Source organism: Pleomorphomonas sp. T1.2MG-36 (assembly GCF_950100655.1).
In the GTDB taxonomy this organism is placed as follows: domain Bacteria; phylum Pseudomonadota; class Alphaproteobacteria; order Rhizobiales; family Pleomorphomonadaceae; genus Pleomorphomonas.
Genome location: NZ_CATNLY010000012.1, coordinates 595,174 through 612,174 on the forward strand (window position 1 = coordinate 595,174; position 17,001 = coordinate 612,174).

Annotated in this window: 16 protein-coding genes; 6 read left to right on the plus strand and 10 right to left on the minus strand. The window is 65.8% G+C overall.

Features of this window, described 5'->3' with window-relative positions; genetic code table 11:
• Positions 1-51: 51 nt before the first annotated feature.
• The 5 genes from QQZ18_RS09655 to pdxH form a co-directional block, all read right to left on the minus strand.
• Positions 52-1,332, minus strand: a complete 1,281-nt coding sequence (locus QQZ18_RS09655) for an extracellular solute-binding protein (protein WP_284540485.1) — start codon at positions 1,330-1,332, stop codon at positions 52-54.
• 64 nt (positions 1,333-1,396) lie between these two features.
• Positions 1,397-2,251 carry a carbohydrate ABC transporter permease gene (locus QQZ18_RS09660; protein WP_284540487.1) on the minus strand — a complete coding sequence of 285 codons (855 nt, stop codon included), beginning with the start codon at positions 2,249-2,251 and terminating at the stop codon, positions 1,397-1,399.
• Positions 2,248-3,168 carry a carbohydrate ABC transporter permease gene (locus QQZ18_RS09665; RefSeq protein ID WP_284540489.1) on the minus strand — a complete coding sequence of 307 codons (921 nt, stop codon included), beginning with the start codon at positions 3,166-3,168 and terminating at the stop codon, positions 2,248-2,250. The genes QQZ18_RS09660 and QQZ18_RS09665 overlap by 4 nt, the downstream gene beginning before the upstream one ends.
• 1,167 nt (positions 3,169-4,335) lie before the next feature.
• Positions 4,336-4,581: an exodeoxyribonuclease VII small subunit gene (locus tag QQZ18_RS09670; protein WP_284540491.1), complete on the minus strand. Its 246-nt coding sequence runs from the start codon at positions 4,579-4,581 to the stop codon at positions 4,336-4,338.
• Positions 4,582-4,601: 20 nt separating this feature from the next.
• Positions 4,602-5,210, minus strand: coding sequence for a pyridoxamine 5'-phosphate oxidase (gene pdxH / locus QQZ18_RS09675; protein WP_284540493.1), 609 nt, complete (start codon positions 5,208-5,210; stop codon positions 4,602-4,604).
• 244 nt (positions 5,211-5,454) lie between these two features.
• On the opposite strand from pdxH, the gene QQZ18_RS09680 reads away from it, so the two are divergent.
• Positions 5,455-6,447 (plus strand): DnaJ C-terminal domain-containing protein, encoded by a 993-nt coding sequence (locus tag QQZ18_RS09680; protein WP_284540495.1) that lies wholly within the window; start codon positions 5,455-5,457, stop codon positions 6,445-6,447.
• On the plus strand, positions 6,444-7,226 hold the full coding sequence (locus QQZ18_RS09685; protein WP_284540497.1) for a DUF1499 domain-containing protein: 783 nt from the start codon (positions 6,444-6,446) through the stop codon (positions 7,224-7,226). Before QQZ18_RS09680 ends, QQZ18_RS09685 begins: the two co-directional genes overlap by 4 nt.
• 1 nt (position 7,227) lies before the next feature.
• On the opposite strand, the gene QQZ18_RS09690 is transcribed toward QQZ18_RS09685, so the two are convergent.
• Both QQZ18_RS09690 and QQZ18_RS09695 read right to left on the minus strand, forming a co-directional pair.
• Positions 7,228-8,067 carry an MBL fold metallo-hydrolase gene (locus tag QQZ18_RS09690; protein ID WP_284540500.1) on the minus strand — a complete coding sequence of 280 codons (840 nt, stop codon included), beginning with the start codon at positions 8,065-8,067 and terminating at the stop codon, positions 7,228-7,230.
• Between the two features lie 109 nt (positions 8,068-8,176).
• Positions 8,177-8,596, minus strand: coding sequence for a hypothetical protein (locus tag QQZ18_RS09695; RefSeq protein WP_284540502.1), 420 nt, complete (start codon positions 8,594-8,596; stop codon positions 8,177-8,179).
• A gap of 216 nt (positions 8,597-8,812) precedes the next feature.
• Between QQZ18_RS09695 and QQZ18_RS09700 the strand changes: the two genes are divergently transcribed.
• From QQZ18_RS09700 to QQZ18_RS09710, 3 genes are all read left to right on the plus strand, one after another.
• Positions 8,813-10,108: an MFS transporter gene (locus QQZ18_RS09700; RefSeq protein ID WP_284540504.1), complete on the plus strand. Its 1,296-nt coding sequence runs from the start codon at positions 8,813-8,815 to the stop codon at positions 10,106-10,108.
• A gap of 128 nt (positions 10,109-10,236) precedes the next feature.
• Positions 10,237-10,971, plus strand: coding sequence for a TlyA family RNA methyltransferase (locus tag QQZ18_RS09705; RefSeq protein ID WP_284540506.1), 735 nt, complete (start codon positions 10,237-10,239; stop codon positions 10,969-10,971).
• Entirely contained in the window at positions 10,964-12,196 is a 1,233-nt protein-coding gene (locus tag QQZ18_RS09710; protein WP_284540508.1) for a class I SAM-dependent RNA methyltransferase, read from the plus strand. The genes QQZ18_RS09705 and QQZ18_RS09710 overlap by 8 nt, the downstream gene beginning before the upstream one ends.
• Before the next feature lie 87 nt (positions 12,197-12,283).
• Here QQZ18_RS09710 and ald read toward each other — a convergent pair whose 3' ends face one another.
• Positions 12,284-13,399, minus strand: a complete 1,116-nt coding sequence (ald, locus tag QQZ18_RS09715) for an alanine dehydrogenase (RefSeq protein ID WP_284540510.1) — start codon at positions 13,397-13,399, stop codon at positions 12,284-12,286.
• A 167-nt stretch (positions 13,400-13,566) separates the two neighbouring features.
• Between ald and QQZ18_RS09720 the strand changes: the two genes are divergently transcribed.
• Complete coding sequence (locus QQZ18_RS09720) at positions 13,567-14,025, plus strand: Lrp/AsnC family transcriptional regulator (RefSeq protein ID WP_101289600.1); 459 nt, start codon at positions 13,567-13,569, stop codon at positions 14,023-14,025.
• A 91-nt stretch (positions 14,026-14,116) separates the two neighbouring features.
• Here QQZ18_RS09720 and QQZ18_RS09725 read toward each other — a convergent pair whose 3' ends face one another.
• Together QQZ18_RS09725 and QQZ18_RS09730 are read right to left on the minus strand one after the other, a co-directional pair.
• Positions 14,117-16,246: a methyl-accepting chemotaxis protein gene (locus QQZ18_RS09725; protein ID WP_284540514.1), complete on the minus strand. Its 2,130-nt coding sequence runs from the start codon at positions 16,244-16,246 to the stop codon at positions 14,117-14,119.
• A gap of 222 nt (positions 16,247-16,468) precedes the next feature.
• The gene (locus QQZ18_RS09730) at positions 16,469-16,996 is read right to left on the minus strand and encodes a GNAT family N-acetyltransferase (RefSeq protein ID WP_284540516.1); all 528 of its coding nucleotides are present in this window, start codon (positions 16,994-16,996) and stop codon (positions 16,469-16,471) included.
• Positions 16,997-17,001 lie beyond the last annotated feature (5 nt).

Below are 17,001 nucleotides of genomic sequence, written 5' to 3' on the forward strand. Positions count from 1 at the left end.
GAAAAGGGCGGGCACCAGCGGCGCCCGCGGAGAGAGTTCCTGTCCGGTCGCTTACATCCGGGCTTCGATCTCGGCCTTTGCGCCCGCGAGGGCCTCATCGACGCTCATGACGTTGCGCGCGACGTTATTGATCGCCGTTCCCATGGCGGTATAGGCGACGCTGTCGAGCGGGTTGAGGGTGAACGGCGTCATCTCCGCCTGCACGGGCGCGAACACCGCGTTGACGTTCTCGCCGCCGTAATAGGCGTCGGGCGCGTTCAGCCAGTCGGCCTTGCTTGCCGGCGTCCAGGCAGGATAGAGGTCGTCGCCCGAGAACTGCTGCTTCAGGCTCTCGTTGTCGGTGACCAGCCAGCGGACGAAGGCCCAGGCCGCTTCCTTGTTCTGCGAGCTCTTGAGAACGCCGAGATAGTCGCCGCCGCTATTGAAGGCGCGCTTGCCCTCGAAGGCGGGCGCCGAGGTCACGGACCACTTGCCCGCCTGGTCGGTGGCGTAGGCGCGCTTGAGCAGGCCGCCGAACCAGTTGCCGTAAAGCGCGGTCGTCAACTGGCCGCGCTGGAAGGCGCCCTGCCACTCCGGGCTCCAGGCCGAGAAGGGCGAAATCAGCCCCGCCTCGGAGGCTTCCTTCACCTTCTCGAGCCCCGCCTTGAAGACGGGATGGTCGAGTTGCAGCTTGCCGTCGGCGCTGAAATAGCTGACGCCGGCCTGGGCCATCATGGCGCGGACGATTTCCTCACCGTTTCCGATGACCCAGCGCTGGTTCGGAACGACCAGCTTCTTGCCTTCGCGGATGAAGGCGTCCCAGTCGCTGAAGAGGTCCGCCACCGCCTTCGGGTCGGACGGCAGGCCGACCTCGGCGAAGATGTCCTGCCGATAGAACATGCCGCCCGGGCCGGTGTGCTTGGGCAGCGTGGTGATGCGGCCGTCGGGCAGCGTCGAGTTGGCGGCGGTGAACGGAGCGAAGTTGGCCATCAGCTCCTTGGCGCCGTAAGGCGCCTCGGCGAGGTCGACCCACTGATCCTTGTCCCGGAGAAGCGCCATCATGCCGATCTCGACGCAGGCGACGTCGGCGCCGTTGCCGCTCAGGAGCGCGCGCTGCACGGCGTTGAGATAGGCGTTGTTGGCCTGCGGGATGCCCTGCACGTTGACCTTGATGTTGGGATAGGCCGCATTGAAGGCCGGCAGCAGGGCCTGGAACGTTCGATCGTTGTTGGGCCAGGTCAGCACGCTGATGGAACCTGAGATGGTCCTGTCAGGCGCCTCCTGGGCATAGGCCGACGTCGAGGCCAACACGGCCAGCGCCGCCGCGGCGAGTATTCTCAGTCCCTTTGCCATTGTTCTCTCCTCCACTTGAATCGGCTGCCGGGGCGTTTCTCCTGCCGTCCGCGACGCGACCGCCTTATTTCACCGAGCCCGATGTCAGGCCGGCGATGAACTGCCTGCTCAACAGCGCAAACAGCACGAACACGGGAACGAGCCCCATCAGCGTCGCCAGCATGACCGCCGGCATGTCCGAGTAATGCGTGGTCGACAGCGTCGTAAGCGCCAGCGGGACGGTGAACTTGGTTCCGTCGCCGAGAACCACCAGGGGCAGCTGGAAGTCGTTCCACGTGCTGATCAGCGTCCAGACCGCCAGCGCGGCCAGTCCCGGCCGGATGATCGGAACAACGACGAAGAAGAACACCGCGATGCCGCCGGCGCCGTCCATCTCCGCCGCTTCGTAGAGTTCGCGCGGAACGGTCGAGCCGACATAGGTGTACATCCAGACGACGCCGAATCCCGACGCCACCGCAGGCACGATCAGCGGCCAGAAGGTGTTGAGCCAGCCGATGGCATTCATTTGCAGGAAAAAGGGAATGAGGGCCAGCGACGGCGGGAAGAACAAGGTGGCGAACGTCACCACCAGCAACGTCTTGTGACCGGGCGCACGCGTGTAGCGCGACAGCCCGTAGCCGGCGAGCGAACTCACCAGCACCAGTCCCGCCGTCTTCGGCAGGGCCACGGCAAGGCTGTTGAGGATCGGCCGGAACGGCGGGAAGACGTTGGCGATGTTGGCATAGTTCTGAACGATATTGTCGCCGAACCACAGGGGCGGTGGAAACTGGAAGACTTCGTTCAGCGTCCGTGTCGCGAAGACCGCCGTCAGATAGATCGGCAGCAGGAAGAACAGCGACAACAGACCCAGCGCCGCCGTCACGCCGATGTTGAAGCGCTTCTCGCGATTGGACATGCGCCCGAGGATGCCTTTGCTCATGCTCCCTCTCCCGCTTTGGTGCGGCGCATGAGGCCCCTGTAGACCAGCGTAAGGACGACGACTGCCGCGAAGATGTACCAGGACACGGCGGAGCCGAGACCGAAATTGAGCTGGGTGAAGGCGGTGGCGTAAAGATACATGCCGACCGTGGTGGCACTGTTGTTCGTGCCGCCGAGGCCCTGCGTCAGCACGAAGGGCTCGTCGAACATCTGCAATCCGCCGAGCGTCGCGGTGATGACCGCAAAGGCGATGGATGGCATCAGCAGCGGCAGCGTGATCCGGGACAGGATCGCCCAGCGACCGACGCCGTCCATGCGCGCCGCCTCATAAATGTCGCGCGAGATCGACTGCAGGCCGGCGAGGAAAATGATGATGTACCATCCGGTCCAGCGCCAAATGACCAGAAGGACGACCAGCGGCTTGATCCAGACCTCCGACCCGAGCCAGTCGAAATAGCTCGGGGTGCCGGTCACGGCCCCCGTCAAGAGATTCACGAGCCCGCCGTTGGCCGAGAAGAACAGGCGCAGCACCACCGCCGCGATCGCAGGCGCCACCAGAAGCGGCACCAGAAACACCATGCGGAAATAGGTTTTGCCGGCGGCGACATACTCGTTGATGGCGACCGAGAGGGCCAGGGCAAGCGAGATCGTCAGGAGGGTCGACCAGAACCACAGGTAGATGGTGTTGGCCACCGCCTTCTGGAACACCGGATCGTGGAGGGCACGGACGTAGTTTTGAAGGCCGACGAAGACCGGGGAACCAAAGCCATCCCAACGCGAGAAGCCGAGGTAGAAGGAGAACACCACCGGGAAGACGGAGAAGGCCAGGAAAATGGTGAAGAACGGCAGCACCGAGATATAGAAGGCGCTGTTGCGCCGCCACTGGGAAGCTGGTGTTCGGCTTACCGTTTCAACCATATGGCGCCCCTCCCGAGACCTCGGATCTCATAGACACTGCGATGCGATGACGCACCGTTCGCGCGGCCTTCTCCGAGCCGTCAGTCACCGCCGCGATAGACCGGGACTCGCCGTTTCAGACCTTCGAGCCCCGCAAAGCTTGATCCACAGCAACGGTTCACCGAAGCTTGCGACCAAGCGAGGGCGCTTGATCGCAGTGTCGACGTTCTTCTTTAAGCGAATCCCGGAGCAGCTGGAATGACGTAAACACTGAGCGGCATGGATGATTCTATGGGGCCGCGCGACCTAGCTTGCGACTCTGGCGGACCAAGCCCCCTGAGCCGGCGACGGCAACGATAAGGCTGGCAGATCCTTGATCACCCCCTTTCCGGAGCGGATCTCCCTCGGCATGCGTTTGACGGCAAAGCTCGACATGACCTGAAAGCCTAGGCAAATCATGCAATGCGAGCAGCGGACCATCCTCAGCCGATCGAGCGAGCGTCCACGAGGAACACAAGCTGTTCCCACACGGCGCGCCCATCATCTACGGCCTCTGGGGCTGAAATCAGATAGCCCCTCCAAGCCGACAGCGAGTGCATGGCAAGCGGCAAAATTGAGAAATGGTCGGTCTTGCCGGAGTTGTCGCGATGGTCTCTTCTGGATGGACCTGGAGTGCGGAGGAGCGCCCTCGGGTCGCCGATAACGGCGGTCGGCGCGCACATGAGATCAACGACCGCGCCAAACCGGCGTCGGACGGACCGGCCAGCGGTTTTGACGTTACGGAGAGATCGACTCGTCCCATGGTGGGTTTCCTCGCTCCGCAGCCCGAGATGGACCTGCATTCGAGCACCAGACCTGCCGCTTTGGCAGGACAGGCGAAGCGATGGTCTGCATGGAGTATCCTCTGACATCAGGGCATCGCGTCAGAGGATGAGGAGTAATCGACCTAGAGCTCTTCAGGGGCGCGATCCAGCGCGCCGCCGCGCCCCGCAGTCCAAACCGGCTGAACGATGAGCCCCCGATCGAGCCCTTCGCCAAGCGATGCCGGGCGGTCGCCCGCACGTTCAATGCTGCCGATAGCGGCGCCTCCGCCAAGCCGGCGGAAGCTCGGGGGCCGGGACCGGCTCCGTTCTGGAGTCCCCCCCTCTTACGATGGCGAACTCCAGACGATCTCCCCGTTGCCCGTTTTCATTCCCTGTCGAGCGGCTCGACGCCAGCAGCCGATCCGTCACCGGCAATTCGGATCTTCTCCACCTTGGCTTCGGCCGCCTTCAGCAGACCGTCGCAATGCTTGCGAAGCGCATCGCCACGTTCATAGATGGAAATGCTCTCCTCAAGCGGCACCGAACCCTGTTCGAGGCGGGCGACGATGCCTTCGAGTTCCTTCAGGGCCTGCTCGAAGCTGAGGTTGCTGACGTCGATGGCGTTGGTCATTCTCGGCTGCCTTTCGTCGGTCAGGGATAGAGGCGGGTGCGCGTCCAGCCACCATTGCCGTCGGGCAGGAAGCGGACGCGGTCATGCAGGCGGAACAACCCATCGCGCCAGAACTCGATGGCGGTCGGCGCGATGCGCAAGCCTGACCAATGGTCGGGGCGCGGCACGGCGCCGACGCCGAACTTCAAGCCCCATTCGGCAACCGCCTTCTCGAGCGCGAAGCGGCTTTCGAGCGGGCGGGATTGCTTGGACGCCCAGGCGCCGATGCGACTGCCGCGATCGCGGCTCTGGAAATAGGCATCCGCCTCGTCCTTCGACACCTCGGAAACGTCGCCGCGTATGCGGATCTGCCGCTTGAGGCTCTTCCAGTGAAACAGCAGTGCTGCCTTGCGGCTCTTCAGGATCTGCTCGCCCTTGGCAGAGCCGAAGTTGGTGTAGAAGACGAAGCCGCGCTCGTCGAACCCCTTCAGCAGCACCATGCGCGCGTCCGGCATGCCATCTTCGTCGACAGTGGCGAGCGCCATGGCGTTGGGGTCGTTCGGTTCGCTCTTTTCGGCGTCCTTCATCCAGCTGACGAACAACTGGTACGGTTCTGACGCTCCGGTGAAATCTGGCTCGGAACTGGACATGTCTCGTCGACGCCTCGTCATGCTGGCTGGCCGGCGGCCAGATTCGGGCAAGCGTTCGGACGGCATATAGCCACATCCCGGCTGGCGACAACCTCTTGGGCGCCTGCCCCCTGAAAAGATTTTGTCAAAGTCGTCCGACCCGTATAATGGCACACTCTGGAACGGAACGTGATCGGGCATTACATGCTTGGCAGAACCTTGGCGCCATTGGGCGCCATCATCCATTTGAAGAGGGCCAACCAGCATGCGTGATCCGTATGAGGTCCTGGGCGTGCCCAGGAGCGCGGACGAAGCGACGATCAAGAAGGCTTACCGCAAGCTCGCCAAGCAGCACCACCCGGACGCCAACAAGAACGATCCGCGCTCCAAGGAGCGCTTTGCCGAGCTGAACTCGGCCTATGAGATCGTGGGCGACAAGGACAAGCGCCGCCAGTTCGACGCCGGCGAGATCGACGCCGATGGCAAGCCGCGATTCACTGGTTTCGAAGGCTTCGGCGGTGCGGGCGGCATGGGCGGCGGGTTCCGCCAGGCCGGCGGCCGGCCGACCGACGACATCCTGCACGACATCTTCGGCGATGCCTTCGCCAACTTTGGCGGTGGTGCCGCTCGCGGTGGACGCGGAAGCCGGCGTGGCGGCGGATTCTCGGGATTTGAAGGCTTCGCGAACGCCGGCGCAGCCGGCCCGGGCGCGGGTGCCGCAGGATCGACCAAGGGTGCCGACGTCATGGTGACGGCGCGCGTCCGCCTCGAAGACATCGTCGGCTCGGGCAAGGTGCGCATCACCCTGCCGAACGGCAAGTCGCTCGACGCCAAGATACCCTCCGGTTTCGAGCCCGGCCAGCAGCTTCGTCTCAAAGGCCAGGGCAGCGAAGGCACGCCGCCGGGCGACGCCATCGCCATTCTCGTCTACGAACCGCACGCCCTGTTCCGGCCCGACGGCTACAACCTGCGCCTCGACCTGCCGGTCACACTCGATGAGGCGGTGCTGGGCGGCAAGGTGCGGGTGCCGACGCTCGAGGGCGCCGTCGACATGACCATTCCGGCCGGCGTCACCGGTTCGAAGGCTTTCCGTCTGCGCGGCAAGGGCCTGCCCGACAAGAAGGGTGTTCGGGGCGATATCTTCGTCACGCCGCGCATCGTACTGCCGGATGGCGCCGACGCCGGCCTCGAAAAGCTGATGGAGCGTTGGCGCGAGGTGCGCCCCTACGACGTACGCGGGCCGGAATTCTCTTCATGAGCCGCCTGCCCCCGCTGCCATTGCCGCCGGCGCGCGGTGCCCGTACCGCGCGTTTCGTCGCCAGCCTCGCCTTCATGGTGATGATGGTGGGGATCGTCTCCCGCCATCTCGATCTGATATCGAGTGGCACCATGTACGTGGCGGTCGGCACCGGCCTCGTGCTCGGCCTCGCGGCATTCGGTGTGCTGGCGATGACCATCCGCGACGTCTGGCAAGAGGGACGAGGCGGTGCCGACAGCGCATTCGGCACTCTGCTGCTGATCATTGCCGCTTTCTCGCCACTGATCGGCGCGGCTGCGGCCTATGTGGCCTACCCGGCCATAGACAGCGTTTCGACCGACACGGACGATCCGCCCGCCACCCCGGCCGGCTTTTCGCAAGTGGTCCTGCCGATCGATCTGCGCGCCGCTCCCAGCGAAGCGGCGGCCTTGCAGGAGGACGCCTATCCGGACCTGACGACGCAAGCCGCCGACCTTTCCACGGTCGAGGCCTATGCGCTGGCCCGACAGACCATCGACGATCTCGGCTGGGTGATCCGACTGGCCGAGGAGCCCGACACCGAGGCGGCGAGCGGCCGCATCGAGGCCGAGGCCCGATCGCTGGTGCTCGGCACGCAGGAAGACGTCGTCGTCCGCATTCGCCCCGGCGACAGCGGCAGCCGCATCGACGTTCGATCCTTGAGCCGGATCGCCATGCCCGACCTTGGCGAGAACGCCCGCCACGTCGGCGACTTCATCGCCCGGTTCGGCGATGTGTCGCGGCGACAGGCGGCCAACTGACTCAGCTTCGGCCCAGCCGGCCCTCCCTCGTCCTGACGAGGCCACGGTCCTCCAGCCAGTCGGCGTGAGCCTTGACCGACAGCGCCGCCGCCCCGGCCAACGCCGGATCGAGACCGATGTAGACGGCGGCGACGATCTCTTCGATGGTTCGTTCCTTGCCATCGAGCGCCCGCAGGATAGCCGCCTCGCGTCCTTCCCGATGGCGTTTGAGTTCGGCCACCCGGAACGGGCCGTCGACCACAGGACCGCCGTGCCCGGGCAGGTAGATGTGCGCCCCGATGGCTGCGAGACGATCGAGGGACGCCATGTAGTCGGCCATGCTTCCATCCGGAGGCACGACGACACTGGTCGACCAGGCCATGACATGGTCGCCGGAGAACAGCAGGTCCAGCCCGGCAAGGTCGTAGCAAAGATGCCCCGCCGTATGTCCTGGTGTGGCAACGGTTCTGAGAGATCCGACCTCCGTCTCCACCACCTCGCCGTCGGCCAGCACCCGGTCCGGCCGATAGAACGAACGCGTGGCGTCGGGCGCGGCGCCGATCACCTCGGCCCCGGTCAACGCGGACAGGCGGCGCGCGGCCCCGGCGTGGTCGGCGTGACCGTGGGACACGACGATCCGCCGGACCGGTGCGCCAGCGACCGCCAGAAGGTCCGATATGTGGTCCTCGTCGTCGGGACCGGGATCAATGACCGTGATCTCTCGCTCGCCCAGCAGATAGCAGTTGGTCCCACGGTAGGTCAGCGGCCCGCCGTTGCGGGCCGTCAGCCGGCGGAGGCTCTTGGCGACCGGTTCGGCGACGCCATATGCCGGCCCGTACTCAAGGGCAATATCGTCGCTCACGCCGTCCTCCCCGGCTTCGGCGGGCCGTCATGTCGGCTCATGGGCTGACATGACTCCCCCGCACATCGCATGAATCGTCCTGACTCCCGATGACCCCGCATGGACTCCCTCATCCCGGTGTCCCCGTGCCGGCGCCCGGCGCCGTGAGCCAGCCGATCAACCAGAAAAAGCCCCAGCCCAGGGCAAACATCGAAGCCAGCGACAAGGCGACGATCGTCACCATCGTCCAGACCAGGGCGCGGGGCATCACCGGTGCATCGGCATCGGGGACCGAGGCCAACACCCGGATCAGGTCAGCGCCCTCGTCGGGGTCGAAGACGAACGCTCCGGCCTGAAACCGGGCGCCAATCATGAAGCCGTCCGGACCCATCGTCCGAATGAGATCCTTCGACCGCCAGGAGACGATCGCCTGTCCCTCCGGAGCGAAGATGGCGAGCCCGTCGAGGGAAAGCTCCGCCCTCGCCGGCCGACGGCGGCCGTCGCCGTCCTCGAACTGTCCGTCAGCGGTCGCCCAAGCTGTCGTCGTCATGTCGCAGTCTCCCGACAACCGGCCGAATATGGCCGAGCCCTGCTTGCATTTCCACACGAACTGCCTCAAACCGATTCAAAATACAAAGTTCATGGAAAAGCCGTAGAGGTTCGCGAACTTGCGCGCTCAGAGGTCGGGTATACCGATGTCGGCGCAGCTATCGCGGTCGGTCTCGGCCGGCAGCCACCGTCCATCCGCCTGCACACGAGTTCGTCCTTGTCCAAGACCTTTGCCCCACTCGTCTCGCTCCTGGCCGGTGTCGCCTTCCTGCTGTGCGGAAACGCACTGCTGGGCACGATGATCCCGCTTCGCGGGCTCTACGAGCACTTCACGCCGGTCATCATCGGCCTCATGGGCTCGTCCTACAATCTGGGCTTCGTGGTCGGCTGTCTCGCCTGCCCCTACCTGATCCTGAGAGCCGGCCATATCCGCGCCTATTCGACGCTGGTCTCGCTCGCCGCCGCCACCACGCTGGTCCATCCGATGGTCGTCGATCCGCTGGTCTGGATCGGCGCGCGCTCCATCACCGGCTTCTGTCTCGCCGGCCTCTACCTCATCATCGAAAGCTGGCTCAACGACCGCGCCACCAACGACAATCGCGGCCTCATCATGAGCGTCTACATCGTCGTCAACTTCCTCACCACCACCGCCGGCCAGCTGATGATATTGCTGGCGCCCATCCAGCATTTCGAGCTGTTCGCCGCGGCGTCTCTCCTGGTGTCGCTTGCCGTCGTCCCCGTGGCGCTCACCACGTCGGCGCAGCCGGCGCCCATCGCCATCGTGCAGTTCCGGCCTCTTCGGCTTCTGAAAATGGCGCCGGTCGGCCTTGCCGGCACCTTCATGATCGGCGTCGCCAATGGCGCCTTCTGGTCCCTGGTCACCGTGTTTGCCATCGGGCGCGGCCTCTCGGCGAACGGAGCCGCGATTTTTCTCTCGATCGCCGTGGTTGGCGGCGCCTTGATGCAGTGGCCGGTGGGCAGGCTGTCGGATGCCCATGACCGACGCCTGGTGCTCGCCGGGGTGATGGTGCTGTCGGCGGGAGCCAGCCTTATGACTGTCCTGCTGCCGCTCGGCGGCACCGGCCTGTTCGTCATGGCCTTCCTGCTCGGCACCGTCGTGCTCACCAGCTACTCGGTGGCCGCCGCCCACGCTTACGATCGGGCCGAGAAGTCCGCCTATGTCGAGATGGCGACAGGCGTTTTGCTTGCCAACGGCGTCGGGGCGGTGTTCGGGCCGCTGATTGCCTCCTTCGCCATGGAGAGCTGGGGCGACGGATCGCTGTTCGTGTTCATGGCCGTCGTGGAGCTGCTGCTTGCCGCGTTCATCGCGCTGCGTTGGCGTATCCGCCCCTCGCGGCCGGACGACCCGAAGGAAGCCTACGAACTCTACTCCACAGCCCCGGTCGGTGGCGCCATTCCGCCCGAGGCGCCGTCGCCGGACGATCCCATTCTTCAAACGCCGATCGTGCCGGCGCCCGAGCCCAAGGCGCAGGCGGAAGCGGACTCTCCCTAGCTCGCCGAGGCTCCGGACGGAAATCCCGTCCGGTGCAATCGCATCCGAGCTGTCGGCCGCCGTCGACTTTTTGACCCGATGCGCCAACGGGCCTTGCCAAAGACCGGCGCCTGCCCCAAAGCATGCCCATGGCAAGGATCCGTCTCGATCAGCTTCTCGTCGCCCGCGGCCTCGCGGACAGCCGCGCTCGCGCCCGCGACGCCATCTTGCGCGGCCACGTGACCGTGGCGGGGCGGGTGGCCGACAAGCCCGGCCTGACCGTCGACGAGGATGCCGAGCTTTCAGTTTCCGATCCCGCCGCCGCCTATGTCTCGCGCGCCGCCCTGAAGCTCGTCGCCGGTCTCGACCATTTCGGCTTTGCGGTCGACGGTCACGACTGTCTGGATATCGGTGCCTCGACCGGAGGCTTTACCGAAGTGCTGCTTCAGCGGGGCGCCTCCCGCGTCGTGGCGCTCGACGTCGGTCACGGCCAGTTGCATCCCCGCATTGCCGCCGACCCGCGCGTCATCAACATCGAAGGAATGAACGCGCGCGAACTCGCATCCACCGACCTGCCCTTTCGGCCGGAGGTGATCGTCTCCGACGTCTCGTTCATTTCGCTGACCTTGGCTTTGCCGCCGGCTCTGACGTTGACACGCCGGCCCGCGTTCGGCGTCTTTCTCGTCAAGCCACAGTTCGAGGCGGGCCGGCAGGCGATCGGCAAGGGGGGGCTCGTCGACGAAGCGACCGGCCGGATCGCCGCCGAACGCGTGCGGACCTGGCTCGACGGCCGCGATGGCTGGCGCGTCCACGATCTCGTCCCGTCGCCCATTCTCGGCGGCGACGGCAACCATGAATACCTACTTGGAGCGAGCCTTGACTGAACTCGTGATCGACCGTCTCGGCCACCGCGGTGACGGTGTGGTCCTCCAGCCGGACGGCAAGTCGCTGTTCGTGCCTTACGCGCTGGCCGGCGAAACCGTCGATGTCGACCTCCAAGGGGGAACGGCGCGGCTCAACCGCGTCGTCGTCCCTTCGCCCGATCGCATCGAGGCCGCCTGTCGGCATTTCGGCACCTGCGGCGGCTGCATGCTGCAGCATGTCGCACCGGCGCCATATGGCGACTTCAAGCGGCGTCTGGTCATCGACGCGCTGGCCGATCGCGGCCTGACGCCCGAGGTCGGCGAAACGCGTCTCGTGCCGGCACAGTCCCGCCGCCGTGCGACATTCGCCGGCATCATGGCCGGTCGACACCCGTTTGTCGGCTTCAACGAGCGGGCCAGCCACCGCCTCGTCAGCCTGGACGAGTGTCCGGTGATGAAGCCGGATATCCTCGCAGCGCTTCCAGCCCTGACGGCGCTGACAGGTCTCATCGCCCCTCGCAAGGGAGGGCTCGACCTCACGGTGACGCTGACCACCGGCGGCCTGGACGTATCGGTCGCCGGCATTGCCGCGCGCGACGTCGATCGGCTACGCCTGCCATTCATCGAGCTTGCGGCGCGCTTCGATCTCGCCCGTCTGTCGGCCGGCGGCGAGGCGATCGTCGAACGCCGGGCCGCCACGATCAACATCGATGGCATCATGGTCACGCTGCCGCCTGGCGGCTTCCTGCAGGCTTCCGAGGAAGCCGAGGCGATCATGGGCGAACTGGTGACAGCCGCCGTTCCGGCCAAGGCCAAGCGAGTTGCCGACCTTTATTCCGGCGTCGGCACCTTCGCGCTACGATTGGCCCGCCATGCCGAGGTACTGGCCCTCGAAGGTGAAGCCGGAGCCGTCGCGGCCCTCGACCGGGCCGCGCGCAGCATGACCGGTCGCCATCGGATCAGCGCCGAAAGGCGCGACCTCGCGCGCCGGCCGCTGATCGACAAGGAGCTCGAGAAGATCGACGCCATCGTGTTCGACCCGCCGCGCGCCGGGGCCGCCGAGCAGAGCCAGTGGTTGTCGCGCTCGAAAGTGCCGACGATCGTCGCGGTGTCCTGCAATCCCGCCACGCTCGCCCGCGACCTCAGGACGCTGGTCGACGGCGGCTACCGCATCGACACCGTCACGCCGGTCGACCAGTTCCTCTGGTCCAGCCACGTCGAGGTGGTCGCTGCCCTCAGGCGATGAGGTCGGCGGCAAGGACGAGGGGTCGCCATGCGAAAGGCCGGAGCGGTTCCCCGCTCCGGCCTTTTGATGTCGCGACGGCTGCCTTAATCAGGCGAGCGCCTTGGCCGGGTCGAGATAGGCGAAGCCGAGCGCATCGCTGACCGCCTTGTAGGTGATCTTGCCGGCATGGACGTTGAGGCCATGGGCGAGATGGATGTCATCCTGGCAAGCCCGCTTCCAGCCCTTGTTGGCCAGCGCCAGAGCGAAGGGCAGCGTCGCGTTGTTGAGCGCGAAGGTCGACGTACGGGCGACGCCGCCGGGCATGTTGGCGACGCAGTAATGAACGACGCCGCTCTCGATGTAAGTCGGATCCGAGTGCGTGGTGGCGCGCGACGTTTCCGAAGCGCCACCCTGATCGATGGCGACGTCGACGAAGGCCGAGCCCTTCTTCATGGCAGCGATCAGTTCGCGGCTGATCAGCTTGGGCGTGCCGGCGCCCGGTACCAGAACCGTGGAAATGACGAGGTCGGCGCCGGTGACGAGGTCGGCCACCGTGTCCTTGTTGGAATGGGCCGTCTTGATGCGAACGCCGAAGGTGGCGATGGCGCGACGCAGCGCGTCGATCGAGTTGTCGACCAGCGTCACGTCGGCGCCCATGCCGAGCGCGACGTGGGTGGCATTGGTCCCGGCCACGCCAGCGCCGAGAATGACCACCGTAGCCGGAGCAACGCCGGCAACGCCGCCGAGCAGGATGCCCATGCCGCCAGCAGCGTTCTCAAGCGCGGCGGCACCAACCTGCGGCGCCATGCGGCCGGCCACTTCCGACATCGGGGCGAGCAGCGGCAGCGAGCCGTTGGGCGCCGTCACCGTCTCGTAGGCGATGCAGGTGGCGCCAGACTTCATGAGATCCTCGGCCTGTTCCGGATCGGGCGCGAGGTGGAGATAGGTGAACAGCGTCTGTCCCTCGCGCAGCTTCTTGCGCTCGACGGCCAGCGGCTCCTTCACCTTGACGATCATATCGGCCGTGGCAAATATCTCATCGGGACCATCGACGATGGCGGCGCCTGCCTTGACGTAGGCGGCATCGGCGATCCCGATCCCCGCGCCTGCGTTCTTCTCGATGATGACCTTGTGTCCGGCGGCGACGAGTTCGCGCACCGAGGAGGGCACGAGGCCGACGCGGTCCTCGTGGTCCTTGATTTCTTTCGGCGTACCGACAAGCATTTCGATAGTCCCCTGCTGGTTCTGCCGCCGGGTTGACTCCCGGCTTGGCAAGATGATGCATATTTGGCCAAACTTGGCGCAATTTCTTGCACAGATTCAGCAGACTATGGGCGGAAAACAGCATAAAATTCTGCCATTCGCCCCTTGAAACGCAGGAAATTCAGCCCATGCGCCTCGACGTGACGGATCGTGCGATCCTGACCGCCTTGCAAGACAATGCCCGACCGACCAACGCCGAGCTCGCGGATCGGGTCCACCTCTCAGCCTCGGCCTGCTTGAGGCGCACACGCCTCCTTGAGGAAAGCGGCCTTATCGCCCGCTTCGTCGCCATTCTCGATCCTCGAATAGCCGGCGTACCCGGCACCGCCTACGTTTCCGTGACGCTCGACAGCCAGGGCCGCGCCTCGCTCGACAAGTTCGAGGCCGCCGTGCGCGCCATTCCCGAGATCACCGAGTGCTACCTTCTGGCCGGCCAGCACGACTATCTTCTGCGCGTCGTCTATCGCGATGCCGCCGACCTCGAACGCATCCACAGCGAGATCCTGACGCCGCTGCCCGGCGTCGTACGCGTCCAGTCGCAGTTGACGCTCCGGACGGTCAAGCGCTCCACCAAGCTGCCGATCTGAACGCTTCGCCTCAAAAGCGAAAGGCCCGGAACGGACATCGACCGTTCGGGTCGACGCTGTTCCGGGCCTGAGAAGGCGGATCGAGATCGTCTTACGCGGCCGTTACCTTTGTGAGGAAGCCGGCCACCAGATCCTCCAGCGCCTTGGTCTCGCGCTCGACCTCGGCGGCACTGTCCTTCACCGACAGCGCCGAGCGGGTGGTGGCATCGGCGGCGCTGGCCACGCGCTCGACGATGCCGAGCACCGAACCGGTGGCGGAGGCGGCGGCATGGACGTTGCCGCTGATCGAGGTGGTGGCCTCGCTCTGCTGGGCCATGGCGTCGGCCATGGCGACAGTGTAGCGATTGACGGTCGCCATGGTGTCGGTGATCGCCTGGATGGCTTCGGCCGCCTCTTCCGAAGAGGTCTGGATCGCGGCGATCTGGTGGGCGATTTCCTCGGTGGCCTTGGCGGTCTGGCCGGCGAGGTTCTTCACCTCGGAGGCGACCACGGCAAAGCCCTTGCCCGCTGCGCCGGCTCGTGCCGCCTCGATGGTGGCGTTGAGCGCCAGAAGATTGGTCTGGCCGGCGATCGACTGGATCAGCGTGACGATCTTGCCGATCTCCTCGGAAGCGACACGCAAGCCGCCGACCTTGGCGTTGGCGGCATTGGCGCCCTGGGTGGCGCTCTCGACCACGTCGCGGGCGGCGTTGACCTGGGTGCCCAGATTTCGGATCGAGGCGTCCAGTTCCTCGGCGGCGGCGGCAACCGAACCGACCGAGCCGGAGGCCGTCGACGAGGCATGCGAGGCCTCGCCGGTACGGACCGTCGTTTCCTCGGCGACCTGCGTCAAGTCGGCGGCGGTGGCTGTCATGTCGGCCATGCGGCGCGTGACGGCCTCGATGGTGTTGTGTACCTCGGCCCGGAACTCGATGACCAGACGATCGATCTCCTGCTGCCGCGCTTCACGCCGACGTCCTTCCTCGATCTGCTGCTCCTCAAGCCGCAACCGCTCGATGGCGGCAGCGCGGAACACGTCGACGGCTCGGGCAAGGTCGCCGATCTCGTCCTTACGATCCCGGCCCGACAGCTCGGTGTCCAGCTCGCCGGCGCCGAGACGGCGGACGTCGGAGGCCAGTGTCGCCAGGGGTCGTGTCAGGCGGCGTGTGAGCTGAACGGCGAGACCGCCGACCAGGAGCAGAACTGCGGCGGCGACCGCGATGAGGATCAACGTCAGGCGCTTCACCGGAGCCAGGGCCGCGCTGCGGTCATGCAGCGACAAGACCTGCCAGCCGGGACGAACCGGCGCCAGAGCCGCCAGCTCGACCACGCCGGGGTTGAGCTCGATCTCGAAGGCGGTGCCTTGCGGCGACTTGAGCAAGGGGTTGGCGGAGAGGTCCACCAGCATGTCGCCTTTCGCCGTCTGGCCGAAGGTAAAGCCCGCGCCCGTTCCGGACGAGATCAGGAAGGAACGGCCGGCCGCGCCGAGCCCCGTCTTGTCGGTCAGGGTCTTGGTGGCCTGGGCCATCTTGACCCGGAGGGCGACGACCGCGACGAAGCGGCCTTCCATAATCACCGGCGCGACGAAGTAGCCGCTGAGACCGACGGAGGTGGACGGGTCGGGCATGAAGCTTGTGAAGGCGGGCTTGAGGTCGGCCGGCTTGGCGCCGGGCGCGGGGATCATCGCCTTCACCACGTCGGCCAGCGCCGACTTGCCGGTGGCATCGGCGATGCGACGGCCGAACAGATCGTCCTTCACGTAGGAATAGTAGGCACGGCCGCTGTCATCGAAGAGGACGAGATCGTCGAAACCGGTGTCGCTCAGGGCGGAGGCCACCGCCTTGTGGCCGATGGCGTGGTAGATGAAATAACGCTCCGAGGTGTCGTCCACCGCACCCATCTCTTCGCGATTCTGCGGGTTCGGGTTGGCGTCGACGAACACCTGGCGCAGCCGGGCGCCCGGATCGTCGTCCAGAAGCTGATTCCAGGCGCTCTTGAACTCGCGAGCCGACGCCTGCAAAGCGGAGGCGGATGCGACGGCGGCCGCCTGGCTGGAGAGGCTGTCGATCCAGGACTGAAGCGCGGCGGCGCGGGCACCGGCCGCCGTGACGATGGCCTCGCTCGAAAGGTCGGTGACCGTCTCTTCGGCCATCCGCTGCGTCGCAAACGTCAGGACGGCAGCGAGCGCCAAAGCGGACGCCAGCACGACGAAAACTATTCTCCCCGTGAACGATCTGAGCATACCTGTCCCCGCGAATACTGGCGCGGGACCGCCGGTTTCTGCGACACCGAGGCCGGAATGACACCACCAAGGCGCCATCCGGAATCGGCTGACCGGCCCGGCTTTCGCCGACACCTGCTCCCGCCACGAATGATACTTTCGTATGAGTTTGTGCGCGGTCGCGCGTAAACAGGCCGTAAAGCGAATACGAAGAATTCGCGATATCCCAGGGAAAAGCATTCGCTATATGCGATCTTCCCAAGGACCTGCCAGTGGCAGTTCGAGCCGGTGCACGACGTGTTGCCGCTCACCGAAAATCTGCGGCCCGCCGGTCTTGACCCACCTGAAACCCAGGCGTTCCCAGAAGACACGCGCCCTTTCGTTGCCATCGAGGACGCCAAGCAGCAGGCGCGTCGCTCCGCGCGCCCGAGCGAGGCGTTTCACCTCGTCGACGATCGCCGGGCCCAAGCCTTGGCCGCGTGCGGTGGGCACCAGAAGGAGCAAGCCGAGATAGGCATCGCCTCTCTCGGGGTAGCCGAATGCCAGATCGCCAATGGCGACAAGGTCTCCCGCGTTGCCAAGGACGCCGAACTTCAGCGGTGTTTCATCACCCGTCGGCGGTCGATCCTCGAAGAACGCGCGCGCGGCCACCTCCGGCGTCAGGCCGCTTTCGAGGAGGAGATAATCAGCGGCCTCACGATAGACGGCCTCGACAGCTGCGAAATCGTCTGCCGGATGCAGCGCAGCAAGACTGGCCGGGGACGAAATCATGCCGA